Below are 13,447 nucleotides of genomic sequence, written 5' to 3' on the forward strand. Positions count from 1 at the left end.
CGCTACTGGGGAAAAGCAGTAACGGCCTGGGGAGAGTGTTCTTAGGAGAGAACGCGATCATGATAACACAACCCCCACGCTTGTCTCTGCTTCCTCCGGCCATAGGAGGAAACAATGAAAAACAAATTACCAGCCGGTTATCTCAATCTAGGCAATTCAATAATGCACTTTGCTCAAGTGCGGCAGTACACCGCAGACATTGAGCGATTCAAGCGGCACTTGCCGTTGATGCGCGAACTTGATGGTGTCGAGGATGGGCCAGAGGCTATTGATGGGCGCAACAGGCTGGCGGCTTGCAAGCTGGCGAAGGTAGAGCCAGAGGTTAAGCAGTTGAATGGGCATGACCCAGAGGCGCTGATCCTGTCCGAAAACATCATGCGGCGGCACATGACCAAAGGGCAGCGGGCAATGGCTGTGGCGATGATGTATCCAGAGGGGCAGCAGGGGAAGAAGGACAACATCGCAAAACTTTTGGGAAGTGGTGAGTACCTTCGCCAAGCCCGTACCGTCCTGAAGTATGCCCCCGAATACACCGATGCCGTCCTGGCTGGTGCCAAGTCCCTGTCTGAAGCCTACGAAGAAGCCAAGCACCGCAAACGTGCAGGTAATGCCATTTATGAGCGCATAGACGACATTCCGCAATTCGCTCTGTCACTGCGGGAGTTTGGTGCGCTGAGTATAGCTGAAGGCGAGAAACTCCAGCAGCAGCTTGGTGGGGGGTGCGCGTGATGAACAGATTACCCACAGCTATCACACAGAAAGATATCGCACCGGGATTTATCTACGTTGGCGATGATAAATCAATCCACATTGGATTCCTGCGTGGACTCACCACCGACCTGGGGCGGTTCATTACGGACATGCCCAAGGTCGCCGAGGCCTGCGTTTACAAAGACTCTGACCGTGCAAGGGCCAAGCAAATTATCGCCGAGGCCGATGACCGTGACGCATTCCTGCTGTCCTTTCAGGAATTTAACATGGTCCATGAACTGCGGGCGAAATTCCCAGACTGGGAACCCGGCGAACTGTCCGACGATGTCCCCGATGGCGTTTATGTTGGGGCCTTCACTGCTGCGCTTAAACGCACCCTGACGCGACAGCAGGAACTGGAACGGCATATCACCCCCGAACTGGTGGACATGGTTGCAGAGGCCTTTGTAGAGCGACAGGGCAGGCAGATGGCATTGGCTGAGAAACTGAGGAGTGCAGGATGATGCTTCATATAGCAACTGGACGTTATAAGTCCGACACATCAATCAAGACTGCCGAGGTATCCCTTGAGGATATGCAGGCCATGCTGTCCCGGTTTGAGTATCGGCAGAACAAGGATGGTCCGTACTACATTCCCGCCAAGTTCAAAAAGAAATATAGGGAACACACCAACATCATCAACTGGGACGGTGCAGTTATCGACCTGGACGAGGATGCCAATGCATCCGAGGACATTATCAGGGAGCGGCTGGAAGGTATTGCTTACATGGCCCACACCACCCACCGGCACCTGATCAAGGTGGACGGTGTGGAGATGTGGCGGGTGTTCATTCCCTTCAGCCAGCCAGTGACACCTGCCGTCTACAAAAAGGTGGCAGCGAAACTAAATGCACTGTTCCCAGGTACTGACCGAGGCACCGAGAAGTCGATGCAGTTTTACTTCCAGCCATCCTGCCCACCAGACATGAAGGATGCCGCCAGGGCATTCGACACCCTGGACGGGGGTGAGATTCTGAACCCGGTGAAGTTCCTGGATGAACCACTCCAGGCAGTACCTGATGCACCGGCACCTGTGAAGCGTGTCCAGGGTGGTGTCAGTGAAGGCAGCAGGAATGACAACCTGACCCGTAATGTCGCGTCCTGGCTCAATGATGGACTGTCACTGGATGAACTGCTGGGGAAGGCAAAGGCACTGAACCTTGAGAACAATCCACCGCTGCCTGATGCTGAAGTTGTGCAGACGGTGAAGTCAATGATTGGCACTCACCTGAACAATCCAGAGAATGACTTCCCTGCGGTGCATGATACTGATGCGCACCAATGGCCTGAACTGGTGGACCCGTTTGCCCAGATGGCAGCACCACCGTTCCCACTGGATACGCTGCCTGGTGCCATGCGCGACTATTGTGTGGACAAGGCCCGGCAGTCTGGGTTCGATGTGGGTGGCTATGCTTTCTGCGCCCTGGTGGCAGCAGGATGCACAGCAGACCACCGCATCAAGATGGACTGCGGTGCCTTCAAAGTGCCTGCGTTTATGTGGGGTGGTCTTGTCGATCCGTCTGGTGGTGGTAAGACACCGCTGATGAACGCGGCAAAGGAACCCGCCGAGGACATCGACCAGGCCCGGCAGGATGCATCTTCAGCAGCACACCATGTATGGAAGAGTGCCTGCCGTGGAGTGAAGCAGGAGGACCGTCCAGCCAAACCGGCCTGGTTCCAGCGCCATGCCACCGACATCACCACTGAGGCACTGGGTGAGCTACTGGTGGACAACCCTGAAGGGGTGAACCTGTTCCACGACGAGTTGACCGAGTTCTTGGGCCGCATGGATGCCTACTCAGGCAAAAGCGGTAAAGACCAGGCCGTGTTCCTCAAGGGATACGATGGCAGCGCCGTCACCATCAACCGGGTGGGAAACAAGGGTGAACCTCACAGGGTGCCAAACTTCTCTGTGGGCATCCTGGCCGGTGTCCAGCCAGAGGTACTGGGTGAGAAGTTCAAATCTCGCAGCCAGGGTGCTGTGGGTCTGTACCAGCGGTTCATGGTGTACGCCATGCGCGAAGCTGGCGAGGTGAACTATGCAGACACCGACGAGTCAATCAGCAAGGCCTATGCCGACCTGTTTGCCGGTCTGGATGCCATCCGCTTCAACACCATCAAGGCAGTGATGGGCGGGAGCGCCATCAACCTGTCAAACGATGGCCGCGAACTGATGAGCGGACTGCACAACCACTACCGCACCATTGCCAAGCGCACCCCCGGTGGGAGATTCCAGGAACACCTGAACAAGTTCCCCGGCTTCCTGGGGCGCATCACCCTGACACTTCACCTGATGGATTCCGTCACCAATAACACCGATCACATGGTGATGGTGTCGGCAGAAACCGTGGAGCGGGCAAGTCGAATCCTGGCCTGCCTGTACAAGCACTCAGAGGCCGTCTATGCGGTTCTGGATCGTGAGGCTAGTGACACTCACAGTCTGGTGGTAACGGCCTGTGAGGCGATCCTGGCGAAGGGGTGGAAGGTGTTCACCCGTAGTGACCTGACAGCCAATGCCACGCACTGGCGCAAGGGTGATGACTATGGCCGACAGGGTGAGGGTGCGATTGACCTGCTGATTGAGTTTGGCTGGATCAGGGACATCACCAACCAGCGCAAACCCGGTCAGCGTGGACGCCGATCCGCTGGAAAGTTTGAAGTAAATCCACTGGTGTCTGCCCAGTTCCTGGAGCATGCCCAGCGTGTGATGGCGATGAGGGAAGAGCGTTTCGCCGCCATCCAGATTGCAGTGGAGGCACGGAGAAAAGAGAAGGAAGGTAATTCCTGAATTCTCTGTATGCGGGAAGTTCCTGTGTGCAGAAAAGCAGGCAATTTCCTGAATTTTAATTATGCGTGTACGAGATAAAAAGTTTGTTTGTATATGTAATCAATCTATTTACCTCGTACGCGCATAATTGTTTATCAAGAAATTAGGAGAGTAGAAAATGAGTGACAAACAACCAGAAATGTTCCTGCCGCATGAGCCAAAGATGACCTGTCATGACGAGGCGTCATTTAGGTATGCCCGGCTGGGAGCCTGGTGGGGTCAGATCAAGTACCGGCTGGGAGAGATGCATCCGTCCTGTCGGCCAGGATCAAGCATTGTGCAGATGCATGATCACAAGGGGCATTTTACTCTGACGGTGATGTGCCTCACTGAATGTGGGTTAGAGCATTCCCTGTTGAGGCTTATCCGTGAGGGTGATCCTGAAGGCCTTGGAACGATCACCATCACAGCAGTAACCCCCGCAGGCGCGATTGTTTATGAAGGTGAACATGTAGCCAAGACCCTGCCTGAAGTTAATCCGGTGTATGGGCGGCTTAATCTCCAGGGGGAGGAGGCTAGTTAATTGTGTCCACAAGACACTATAAATAAAGGGGTTTCGGCCCCTTTTTTGTTGCCAAGGGGATCGTTTAGTAATAGGCTGTGACTATTACAGTCACCTGAATTAAATGTTTTAACTATGACGCTGAAAGCCGCAGAAATGGAGCCTTTACTAGACGAGCGCCCGCGCTCGGATGGGAGGCGGAAACCCGGCCCCCGGCCCGGTAGCCACCACCCTGGCATGTTCCAGCCCGGCCCCGATCCCCGCCGCCATAGCGGGCTGTCCCCCAAAACCAAAATCAGAAAGAACGTCGAGGAACTGGCAGTGCAACACGCCGACCTGGCGGTGCAGTACCTGGCCGACCTCGTCAGCGATAAGGGGAAGCCCGACAAGGAACGCCGCCTGGCCGCGCAGGAACTGCTAGATAGGGCCTTTGGGCGCAGTGTGGACCGCAGCGTACACATCAACCTGGATGATCAGAAGAGCGCGCCAGCGTCCACACTGAGCCTGCCAGAGATGCGGATAAAAGCAGCAGCAATCCTCGAGCGCGTGGCCGGTGGTGACGCGGTGGACGGTGAGTACCAGGAACTACCAGAGCGCGATATCACTACTGGGTGCGGTGAAGTCTAATGGAATCAATGGGTTACGGTCACTGTGCACAACACTCTCTGTGTTGGGTACGCCCTGGAAAGGATAAGCCCCAGGCGAAAGACACCCCCCTATGCGTTTCCGAACAGGAAGGGCGGGCAGAGGCCTACCCCCCGCCACAAATTTTTGAGATAGGACAAAAACCATGAACTACGCACAACAACAGACCGGCGGTGGCCGGTACGTCGACGAACAGGAACTACGCAAACGCGCCATCGAACAGACTGGCCGCGATTGGGACCAGTTGTCACCGGACGAACAGCAGGCCCTATTCGCCAGCTACACCGGACAGCGTGACATGGCATCCGGCCTGATCAGCCAGGGCCAGCAGATGCAGGCAAACGCTGGCAAGGAAGTCGGCCCCTCAAGTATTTATGTAAACAACCCCTGGGAATCCCTCGTCGGTGGTCTGATGTCAGGCTACGGCTACGGCAAATATGGTGCCAGCAACAAGCAGGAACAGAGGGGCCGCAAGGCCGCAGGGGAACTTGCACAGCGTCAAGCGGCGTTGGATAAGCAGTCACAGCGGGAAGAGGAAGAACGCCGCCGACAGTGGCTACAGTCCATCCTGGGAGGTGCCAGGTAATGAGCCAGGAAATTCAAAACCTGATAGCCCGCCATGCTTTTATTAGGGCTGGCATCCAGCGTGATGTGAATGCCGGAAGGCAGACCCCGCCGCAGATTCTGAATGAGTTACAGCGGATCGAATCCAAAGCGAGTGCGACACTGTCACCCTCTGAACTGCTCGCCGCAAGAGAGGCCTCTGAGGTCTACCAGGCCCGGTTCATCCAGCAGCATGATTTCGACGCTGCCCAGAGTGACGCCGCAGCGCGTCACTACGCACTGGACCAGACCGCCAAAGAGATGACCGGCATGACACTGGACCAGGTTCAGTATGCGGCGCAGGGCAAACCGATTCCGACCAAGGGACGCGGTTTTAAACCCGGCAACATCAAACAGGGTGTGACTGACATGATTGCCAAGGCTGGCCTGGGCAAAAATGTGAAGTATGAGCAGTTCCTGAAAATGGCCGATAGGGTGCAGGAAATTGAGGCCCACGGCAAAGACCCTAAGTCTTACCTGGCAAAGCATTTCGGCGCTGACAAGGCACCCGCACTGCTGGACATGGCAAACGGTTTCAATGCGTCTGGTGTGGGTGTTGCTGTTGGCCTGGTCAACGATGACGATAATCCCGATTACCTCCGGCAGCCGACCGAGTCGGACCAGATGCGGGCGCAGTTGGCAAACAGTTGGGCAGCAAGCGCCCAGAACGATCGCGGATCTTCAGAGTCGATTGCCAAGCGTTATGACAGCGCCTACCTGGGGGATGAGAATCTGACAGGTGATGTTGCCAGGGCCATGTTGGATGTAGAAACGCAGGCAGAAATAGACCCCGGCACTTATGACGCGCCAGATTACGAAATTGAGGAAAACGCCGATGTTCGATTTTAACCTTTCCGAGGAAGAGCAGCGCAGGCTGGGCAATGCAGACAGCATTAATGCCCTGCTGAGTGTTTCCAGCATTCCAGAGGCTGCGAGAGCGGCACAGCTACGCGGCAGAGAGCAGGCAGCACAGCGCCTACGCCAACAGGCAGGCCGGGATGATATGCAGGCACTGATGCTGAAGGATGCGCTGGATCGCCGCAGTGGGCCGTTTGACGGCACCGGCATTGAAGCCCAGATGTTGAATATTATGCTGGACCCCAACATTCCCGACGATGACCCCCGCAAGATTGCAGCCCGCCAGCGGCTGGAGCGTGAGCGCACGATAACGACCCCAGAGGGTGTGGAGCGTATACCGGGTTATGACTTTGGCGGTGAACAACCGCAAGGCGATTTCACCCCCCGCAATCCGTCCGGTGATGAGAAGCGCGGCAATCTGGCGGTAACACAGATTGAGGGTGCCGAGCCTAGTGGCTACAAACCCAATGCGATGGAAGAGATGGCGCAGGAATTCCTGCCCGCGTCAGTGGCTACCTGGTTCACTAGTGACCCCTATGCGATGGACCTGGCAGAGCAGCGCCAGATGCTGAGTAACACCATTTACTTGCAATCGGGTGCCGCAGCGAGTCCAGAGGAAGTGGAGAAGCGCCGGTTGGAGTTTTTCCCCCAGGCTAATGATGGCGCTGATGTCATCAAGCGCAAGCAGCAGAACCTGGAGCAATTCAAACTGGATGCCATCGAGGCATTCCGCAGTCGTGGGGGTGGCCCCCCAACACTGACCGGCGGTCCCGGTGATGAGTTTCTGGAGTAATAGTTATGGCTACAGCAGCACAGTTAAAAAACGCGATTGCCAAGGCAAAGGCGGCAAACCGTCCTGATGCGGTGGCTGATCTTGAAAGTCGATTGGCAGCACTGGGTGCTGACAACTACATCAAGGATGACGGCACTGCGTGGATGTCTGACTGGAATGCCACCAATGAGGTGTCCGGTCCACTCCACGCCACCACAATCGGCGCAGGGCGCACGGTGGATAAACTAGTGACGGGTGTGTCTGACCTGTTTGCCGGTGATGAGGAGCAGGCCAGGACGGCAGCAGATCAGCAGGCCAATGATTTGGCCTATGCCAACTTGCAGGACAAACACCCGGTGGCAACTACTGCCGGTGAGATTGCCCCCTACCTGGCGACAGCGATGATTCCCGGTGGCATGGCAGTGCAGACTGCTGCGGGTGGCACCATTGGTGCTGCCATGTATAACACCCCAGAGGATCGGCTGAAGCAGGGTGCCATTGATGCTGGACTCTCTGCATTGCCTTATGCGACCGGCAAACTGTTCAACAAGGTCAGGGGAGGCCGACTGGCAAACCGCGCTGATGACCTGGGGTGGAAACTCACCCCCGGTGAGGCACTGGACTCCGCTGGCCTGCGTTCTCTGGAAGCCAGCATGGAGTCATTCCCGCCGACAGCAGGCCCAATGCGCAGGCTGAAGGAACCCCGCCAGGGTGCCATGAACAGGGTAGCCCTGGAGGCTATTGGCGAGACGGGTGCAGACTTTTCTGATGATGCTTTGTTAGCGGCACGGGCGCGTGTGGGTGAGGTATTCGACAACACCATCAAGTCAAAGTCGTATGGCGTAGACGATGGTTTCCTTGATGCCTTGGGCAATATTGAGACTGCTGCAAAGCAGGGTGTCCTGGGCGGGGGTGATACTGCCAAGATTGTAGACAACATACTGACCCAGGCCGGTGATGGTGCCGTTAATGGCAACACACTTCAGCAGTGGCGCACTACGCTCCAAACTGCGGCAAGCAAGGCCTATCGGTCAGACACTGCCACCAAGGAATACGCTGATGCCCTGGATGACATGGTGAGCGCTATTGATGGCCTGATCGGACGCAATCTGTCAGGTGATGAACTGAAGGCCTGGCAGCAGGCCAGAGGCCAATGGACTGCCATCAAGCAACTGGAGAAGTCCAAGGCGATCACCGAAACCGGTGATGTGTCAGGCAGGAAGCTGGCAAACAATCTCAGCGCCAATGACATGCACGGTTATTACCGGGGCGCTAACAAATCAGACCTTTATGATGCTGCCCGGTTGAGTAAGGCCTACCCGCCGATGGCCGATTCCGGCACTGCCAGCAGGATGTCAGTACCCGCCATGATGGGAATGACGTTAACCAGTCCGCTTAGTGTGCCAGCGTTTGGCGCTGCCAACCTGGCGGCAAGAGCGTATGCCAACCCGGCGGCGGCTAGTAAGCTGAGTGCTGCCGGTCTGCGTGGATATTACGGCCCTGGCCTAAGTGAGGAAGAGATTGCCAACCTCCGGCAGCAGGATCACCAGCGCGAACTAGCTGAACTATTGAGGAGTAGCCGATGAGCGCGATTGAAGCAGCACTACAGGCCGCACTGGATGCCAGGGAGGCACACGCCGACCTGCCCACCAAAGAGCGCCGACAGGCCTTCCTAGAGGCACGGGGCGCATTCCGCAATGAGGCCACTGAAGTCCTGCGCGGGGCGCTGGCGGATTACTGCACGGCGTGGGAACTAGTGACAGGTGAGGCCACCGAGATTTTCGAGGAACTAGTGACACTTCAAAACTGGTTTCATTCGCAGGGACTGGAAACGTCCGTGCCACGGACCTGGGCGCGGGAAGTGAATCTGCCCAGCACCCGGCGCGGAAAGAATGCGGTGATTTGTGGCACACAGGCCAGACCGGCCCGGTTTAAGTTTGAAGAGTTTTTCACGGAAGAGGCTCAGGAAGTTTGGAATGATGACCTGGCGATTCCCGGCCTGGAGCGTGTTGAACGCGAGGCACCTTTCACGGCAGAGGCGTGGGTCCGAGAGTTAAACGCACCACTAGGGACAGGCTAATGAGTAGATCGATAGGCGATACAGCGCGCGGTTTCAGCGTACCGGCTGCGAGACACGGGACTAGCCGTCTGCCAAACGACACCACCCCCAAGCAAAAATTGATGGCAGACCTTTTACGCCAGGATGCCAGGGACGATGCAACAGGTTCATGGATACGGTCAGCATCCCGACAGGTCAGTGGCCGCAAAAAGCGGTGAACGACCTGGATGCTGCGACTGGGGCCTGGACTCGTGCGAAGGCTGATGTCAGATTCTGGGAGAAGCAGGTTTCCAAGCACCCAGAAAGCCACCGAGCAGCGGCCCAGTTGCAACTGGCAAGACAAGCATTTGAGAAATCATGTGATGAGCGGAAAAGAGCGCGCAACGTATCGTGAGATAGGGCAGGCCTTGGGCATGTCCACAAGCGCCGTGCAGAGAATTGAAGCTTCAGCACTGGTGAAGCTGCGGCATCACCTGGAACGTCAGCACGGCATCTCTGTGGTCGACCTGATCGAAGAGATTGCACCAGAGGCCTATAAGCCACAGGACTTCCTAAATCTTTAATGGGAACACCGGGTCCTTACCCGGTGGAGGCAGCGGCTTGTTTAAAGGTTGCTCCCAAGCCGTTGGCGCTTCCCGCCACGATTAAACTTTTTTGGTTAGCTTGTGGTACTGGAAGGTTCCGACCATTGCCTGAAAATAGAACCACAACATCACAAAAGACATTAATGCACCCTGCATTCGACCCGTTTCAGTAATCAGCATCATTTTTGAGGCGATGAAGTACACGAACATGGTTGTCGCAGCGGCCCGGTTCTTTTTGTAGATACCCCAGGCCATCGCAGCGATAAGCACGACATCTATCAGCATCCAGGCATTATAATATTCAAACACCATTCCACCCGTAGATGCAGCGTAGAGTGAGATTGCCAGTGTCATGACCATAGAGATGATGGCCGCTATCCATCCGTTCTTTATTCGGCCCAGCGCCTTGTCGAGCGCCTCATCGTGTTGTTCTGCAAGTTCTACCGTGTCTGTCGTTGTGTCCATATTCAAATTACTCCCCGCGGTTGGTTTTGTGCAGTGGGAGTAGTTTGAACCCAGGCGGCTGAACACTGTATGACCCTGCGCGCCATAGTCATGGCATATGGCGACAATTCAGTAAATTACCCCTATAAAAATAGCATTTCCCTCCCCCTAAGTGATGTGTATACTCCGTGTCACACCGAGTGGCAGAGTGTAGAAAATACACTGGCAGTGTTGAGGTCAGCGGTTCGATCCCGCTTAGCTCCACCAATTATAGATCAAGGGCTTACGAGAAATCGTAGGTCCTTTTTTTTTGGAGTAGAAATTGATATGTGACAGCAATGTGACATCGACGCTCCAAAAGCGAAGTCCCGTCCCCCCCAGGATCACGGTCATTACGTTAAGGCCCTCGTCCCAGAATTTGCTAGGTGACATACACTAATTGACCGCTACGAGGCGAAAGCGGACATTACCCGCCCTAGGGCCAGATCAGATTCTCTAATGTCCGCTTTCGCCTAGGAAGCGACATTCCACACATGGTGTATGTTTTCGGCCGAAAATCACTCACTTGGTTGCCGTGTTACATCTGGAATCGTGCTACTCACGGAAATTGTTCCGTGCAAATTAAAAATCATTCCGCTGTTCGCCAGATTAAATAGAGCGTATAGTCCGCAACCAGTCCAATCCTGTATCGAGCCTACTGGCCACACGCCTCTATCCTCCTTATTGCGACTCTGTCCTGCTAGCAAGCGAATAGGGTCGATTCATAGTACCTACGGTCTGCGCTTCTCAATCTTAATGAGGGCCGCCAGCGTTTTAGCATCACCCTGTTCTATAGAGCAGCGTTCTGCCACGCGTTTTCTTAATGCTAGGTGCACCTTTAATTTGTAGTTAGTAGTTCTAGGATCACAATGGCCACAGGCAGCGAAGAATCTCACGAGTCACAACCCGCTATAATTTCCTACGTTAAAGATTTGCCTAACGTGTGTTCGCTTGCTGGCTTGGCCTGCACAATATTGGCGATCTATTTTAGTATCCTTGGCGTTTACCACGCGGCGATGATTGGCATGATCTGGGCCGTTGCTTTCGACTGGGCCGATGGGCTAATTGCTAGAAGAATGAAGGGTCGTACAGGCAGCGACCAGATATTTGGCGGTCAACTCGATCTGCTAATAGACATTGTGAGCTATGGCGTCACACCTGCGATTCTTTTGCTTAGCTATGGAGAGTTCGACCCCATATTTCTGCCGGTAGCGTTCGTAATGCTCGCTGCCGCAGCAATACGGCTAAGTTACTTCAGTACATATGGTTTGTCGGACGAGTCTAAGTACACAGGGCTGGCCCTAGATAACAACAACATTGCCTTGGTGTTCATCTTCATTTTTGAAAACGTTTTTCCTCACGAAATTTTCACTGTAATCCTATTTGTCACTGCCTTGGGACTTGCCGCGCTGAATGTATCACAGATCAAAACACCCAAATTTTCTGGCGTCCCCCGCAATGTTTATCTACTTACGTTTTACACATTTGGAATAACGAGCATTTATGGATGGAAACTGTTATAGCAGGCAACAAAGTCGGCGCCGAACGGTGCCGAAAATCACTTTTTCACAGGGAAAAATGCCACATGATTGTATATACCTTAGGTACTTTTGATTTGTTGCACGTAGGACATCTTGCTTTACTGGGATATTGTAAATCGTTAGGAGACACCCTGGCCGTTGGCGTTGCTTCAGATCGAGTTGTTAATTCCTATAAGCCCAACGTGCCAGTTATTCCTCTCGAGGAGCGAATGGAAATGCTCAAAGCATTACGGTGTGTTGATATTGTTCGACCCTACTATGAGCTTGAATACGTCTCTGGTTGCAAAGCACTAAATGTCGATATTTTCGTAGTTGGTGAAGATTGGGGAACCAAATCTCACAATATTGCGGTGGAGTCTTATCTGAAATCGGGAGGTAGGCAGATCAAACAGGTGCTCTATGATCCCCGCACTTCATCCACCAAAATAAAACAAAATGTCAGGGATCAAACTGGCAGCGAAATCAACTCTAAATTATCTGTCGCCTAGTGGCAAAAAATAGACCTTGAACCACTGAAGTTGAGGCGTTTCTAGCGGCCGCTTAGAGGTGATAGCGGACATTGAGCGCCCAAGAGTTCTAAAGTCCGCTTTCGCCTAACAGCGGTCTACCTCATTGAGCAGTCAATGTCATCTATGTCCAATGAATCTGCAAAAGAGTATCCGTGCCCAGGTAACCAGTCGCATGCTAGGGCGCCAAAACCCTCAGGTATCCCCTCAATATAAAGGGCATCCCCAAAAAGCTCTTTTTTATACATTACGGCTGAGTAAAGCATTCGGCTTTTTACGTCCTGATCGAGGTTTTCCGGTTGTGCTGCCGACATATAGCCGTCATGACCTATGTGATCAGCGACTACTAGAGCGTGTGATATGGATGCTTGTTTCAAAGCATGAAACAAACGCTGTTTTGCATCAGTAATCGATATGGGGGGAGAATCTGGAGTCACATCAAATGTTACGTTGATTCTTTTATCATCAAAGTTAAAGACTGCGGAACCCTCAGAGACCGTGAAGTCCGCGATGTGGGCCTCGTTTGCGAAAACGATCAGATTGAGTTTTAGCAAAAATAGATCTAGAAGGCTTGCAGACTCTGTCCTCATATACCGCATTGACTCGTCGGGGCCGCCGAGAGCGGTTTTTGCAGAGATTGAGAGAGTTACTGCAAGTAGAGCGGCTATTATTGTTTTCAAATTGCGATTCTCATTATCAGTTTAAAATTGAATTATATTATTGGCTGCTTTGGGGAGAAAGCGGATATCTTACCGTTTAGGGCCGAATATACTCCCAAAACGTCCGCTTTCGCCTAGGAAAGGGCGATTGTCGCATCCAGTAATGCTCATGTCGTCGTTGGTAATGTCTATACGAGTGCGGATTAGCTAGTCTGGAGACATCAAAGATTTGGTATCGGAGGCAATATCCGTGAGACAGGTATGTATTGGAGTCGTAGCACTGCTAGTCAGTGGGAGTGTGTTGGCCGACTCGGTCTTAGTGTGCGGTGGGTCAGGAGTTTTAAAATCCAGAGTTGGTTCTTCAGAGAAGGTCTACAGGCAATTCACAGTTAAGATCGAAGAAAACATTTGGGGAACTGTTAATTATGCCTCTGTGTCAGGGGACATCAATGGTGGATATCGACCTGATGGGGATTTTTTCAAGGGAAACTTACTAGTTCAAGACGATAGCTATGTCATGCAAGATAAAGAAAATTTACTGACGGTAGACCGTCATTCAGGTCGGTTCACCTACACTTATGCATCAGACTTGGAGCCTCACCACTTGCGAGAAAATACGAGTGGTCAATGCAAGGTTAGTAGTGGAAAAATATAGAAG

General features: G+C 53.6%; 16 protein-coding genes. 14 read left to right on the forward strand and 2 right to left on the reverse strand.

Annotated features, from left to right (window positions below):
* Positions 1 to 114 precede the first annotated feature (114 nt).
* From EYC87_RS05270 to EYC87_RS05325, 12 genes are all read left to right on the forward strand, one after another.
* Positions 115 to 729 carry a hypothetical protein gene (locus EYC87_RS05270; RefSeq protein ID WP_279251954.1) on the forward strand — a complete coding sequence of 205 codons (615 nt, stop codon included), beginning with the start codon at positions 115 to 117 and terminating at the stop codon, positions 727 to 729.
* Positions 729 to 1,214: a hypothetical protein gene (locus EYC87_RS05275; RefSeq protein ID WP_279251955.1), complete on the forward strand. Its 486-nt coding sequence runs from the start codon at positions 729 to 731 to the stop codon at positions 1,212 to 1,214. Before EYC87_RS05270 ends, EYC87_RS05275 begins: the two co-directional genes overlap by 1 nt.
* Positions 1,211 to 3,538, forward strand: a complete 2,328-nt coding sequence (locus EYC87_RS05280; RefSeq protein ID WP_279251956.1) for a DUF3987 domain-containing protein — start codon at positions 1,211 to 1,213, stop codon at positions 3,536 to 3,538. Before EYC87_RS05275 ends, EYC87_RS05280 begins: the two co-directional genes overlap by 4 nt.
* A 157-nt stretch (positions 3,539 to 3,695) precedes the next feature.
* Entirely contained in the window at positions 3,696 to 4,100 is a 405-nt protein-coding gene (locus EYC87_RS05285; protein WP_279251957.1) for a hypothetical protein, read from the forward strand.
* 300 nt (positions 4,101 to 4,400) lie between these two features.
* Positions 4,401 to 4,706 carry a hypothetical protein gene (locus tag EYC87_RS05290; protein ID WP_279251958.1) on the forward strand — a complete coding sequence of 102 codons (306 nt, stop codon included), beginning with the start codon at positions 4,401 to 4,403 and terminating at the stop codon, positions 4,704 to 4,706.
* A gap of 163 nt (positions 4,707 to 4,869) precedes the next feature.
* On the forward strand, positions 4,870 to 5,310 hold the full coding sequence (locus EYC87_RS05295; protein ID WP_279251959.1) for a hypothetical protein: 441 nt from the start codon (positions 4,870 to 4,872) through the stop codon (positions 5,308 to 5,310).
* Positions 5,310 to 6,176 carry a hypothetical protein gene (locus tag EYC87_RS05300; protein ID WP_279251960.1) on the forward strand — a complete coding sequence of 289 codons (867 nt, stop codon included), beginning with the start codon at positions 5,310 to 5,312 and terminating at the stop codon, positions 6,174 to 6,176. The genes EYC87_RS05295 and EYC87_RS05300 overlap by 1 nt, the downstream gene beginning before the upstream one ends.
* Positions 6,163 to 6,978 carry a hypothetical protein gene (locus tag EYC87_RS05305; RefSeq protein WP_279251961.1) on the forward strand — a complete coding sequence of 272 codons (816 nt, stop codon included), beginning with the start codon at positions 6,163 to 6,165 and terminating at the stop codon, positions 6,976 to 6,978. Before EYC87_RS05300 ends, EYC87_RS05305 begins: the two co-directional genes overlap by 14 nt.
* A gap of 5 nt (positions 6,979 to 6,983) precedes the next feature.
* The gene (locus tag EYC87_RS05310) at positions 6,984 to 8,543 is read left to right on the forward strand and encodes a hypothetical protein (RefSeq protein WP_279251962.1); all 1,560 of its coding nucleotides are present in this window, start codon (positions 6,984 to 6,986) and stop codon (positions 8,541 to 8,543) included.
* The gene (locus tag EYC87_RS05315; protein WP_279251963.1) at positions 8,540 to 9,037 is read left to right on the forward strand and encodes a hypothetical protein; all 498 of its coding nucleotides are present in this window, start codon (positions 8,540 to 8,542) and stop codon (positions 9,035 to 9,037) included. Before EYC87_RS05310 ends, EYC87_RS05315 begins: the two co-directional genes overlap by 4 nt.
* A complete protein-coding gene (locus EYC87_RS05320) occupies positions 9,037 to 9,234 on the forward strand; it encodes a hypothetical protein (RefSeq protein WP_279251964.1) in 198 nt (65 codons plus the stop codon). The genes EYC87_RS05315 and EYC87_RS05320 overlap by 1 nt, the downstream gene beginning before the upstream one ends.
* 144 nt (positions 9,235 to 9,378) lie before the next feature.
* Positions 9,379 to 9,579: a sigma factor-like helix-turn-helix DNA-binding protein gene (locus tag EYC87_RS05325; protein WP_279251965.1), complete on the forward strand. Its 201-nt coding sequence runs from the start codon at positions 9,379 to 9,381 to the stop codon at positions 9,577 to 9,579.
* Between the two features lie 81 nt (positions 9,580 to 9,660).
* Here the strand turns inward: EYC87_RS05325 and EYC87_RS05330 are convergent, their stop codons facing one another.
* A complete protein-coding gene (locus EYC87_RS05330; protein ID WP_279251966.1) occupies positions 9,661 to 10,065 on the reverse strand; it encodes a hypothetical protein in 405 nt (134 codons plus the stop codon).
* A gap of 887 nt (positions 10,066 to 10,952) precedes the next feature.
* On the opposite strand from EYC87_RS05330, the gene EYC87_RS05335 reads away from it, so the two are divergent.
* Positions 10,953 to 11,606 (forward strand): CDP-alcohol phosphatidyltransferase family protein, encoded by a 654-nt coding sequence (locus EYC87_RS05335; protein WP_279251967.1) that lies wholly within the window; start codon positions 10,953 to 10,955, stop codon positions 11,604 to 11,606.
* 62 nt (positions 11,607 to 11,668) lie between these two features.
* On the forward strand, positions 11,669 to 12,112 hold the full coding sequence (locus tag EYC87_RS05340; protein WP_279251968.1) for an FAD synthase family protein: 444 nt from the start codon (positions 11,669 to 11,671) through the stop codon (positions 12,110 to 12,112).
* A 116-nt stretch (positions 12,113 to 12,228) separates the two neighbouring features.
* Here EYC87_RS05340 and EYC87_RS05345 read toward each other — a convergent pair whose 3' ends face one another.
* A complete protein-coding gene (locus EYC87_RS05345; protein WP_279251969.1) occupies positions 12,229 to 12,810 on the reverse strand; it encodes a hypothetical protein in 582 nt (193 codons plus the stop codon).
* Positions 12,811 to 13,447 lie beyond the last annotated feature (637 nt).

The sequence above is a fragment of the Candidatus Seongchinamella marina genome (genome assembly GCF_026262685.1).
Taxonomy (GTDB): Bacteria; Pseudomonadota; Gammaproteobacteria; order Pseudomonadales; family Halieaceae; genus Halioglobus; species Halioglobus marinus.

Excerpts from the sequence above, each read along its gene's own strand:
- EYC87_RS05280 (WP_279251956.1), top strand. The coding sequence starts at position 1,211 with ATGATGCTTCATATAGCAACTGGACGTTATAAGTCCGACACATCAATC.
- EYC87_RS05310 (WP_279251962.1), top strand. The coding sequence starts at position 6,984 with ATGGCTACAGCAGCACAGTTAAAAAACGCGATTGCCAAGGCAAAGGCG.
- EYC87_RS05340 (WP_279251968.1), top strand. The coding sequence starts at position 11,669 with ATGATTGTATATACCTTAGGTACTTTTGATTTGTTGCACGTAGGACAT.
- EYC87_RS05325 (WP_279251965.1), top strand. The coding sequence starts at position 9,379 with ATGAGCGGAAAAGAGCGCGCAACGTATCGTGAGATAGGGCAGGCCTTG.
- EYC87_RS05295 (WP_279251959.1), top strand. The coding sequence starts at position 4,870 with ATGAACTACGCACAACAACAGACCGGCGGTGGCCGGTACGTCGACGAA.
- EYC87_RS05335 (WP_279251967.1), top strand. The coding sequence starts at position 10,953 with ATGGCCACAGGCAGCGAAGAATCTCACGAGTCACAACCCGCTATAATT.
- EYC87_RS05305 (WP_279251961.1), top strand. The coding sequence starts at position 6,163 with ATGTTCGATTTTAACCTTTCCGAGGAAGAGCAGCGCAGGCTGGGCAAT.
- EYC87_RS05270 (WP_279251954.1), top strand. The coding sequence starts at position 115 with ATGAAAAACAAATTACCAGCCGGTTATCTCAATCTAGGCAATTCAATA.
- EYC87_RS05285 (WP_279251957.1), top strand. The coding sequence starts at position 3,696 with ATGAGTGACAAACAACCAGAAATGTTCCTGCCGCATGAGCCAAAGATG.
- EYC87_RS05320 (WP_279251964.1), top strand. The coding sequence starts at position 9,037 with ATGAGTAGATCGATAGGCGATACAGCGCGCGGTTTCAGCGTACCGGCT.
- EYC87_RS05300 (WP_279251960.1), top strand. The coding sequence starts at position 5,310 with ATGAGCCAGGAAATTCAAAACCTGATAGCCCGCCATGCTTTTATTAGG.
- EYC87_RS05275 (WP_279251955.1), top strand. The coding sequence starts at position 729 with ATGAACAGATTACCCACAGCTATCACACAGAAAGATATCGCACCGGGA.
- EYC87_RS05315 (WP_279251963.1), top strand. The coding sequence starts at position 8,540 with ATGAGCGCGATTGAAGCAGCACTACAGGCCGCACTGGATGCCAGGGAG.
- EYC87_RS05330 (WP_279251966.1), bottom strand. The coding sequence starts at position 10,065 with ATGGACACAACGACAGACACGGTAGAACTTGCAGAACAACACGATGAG.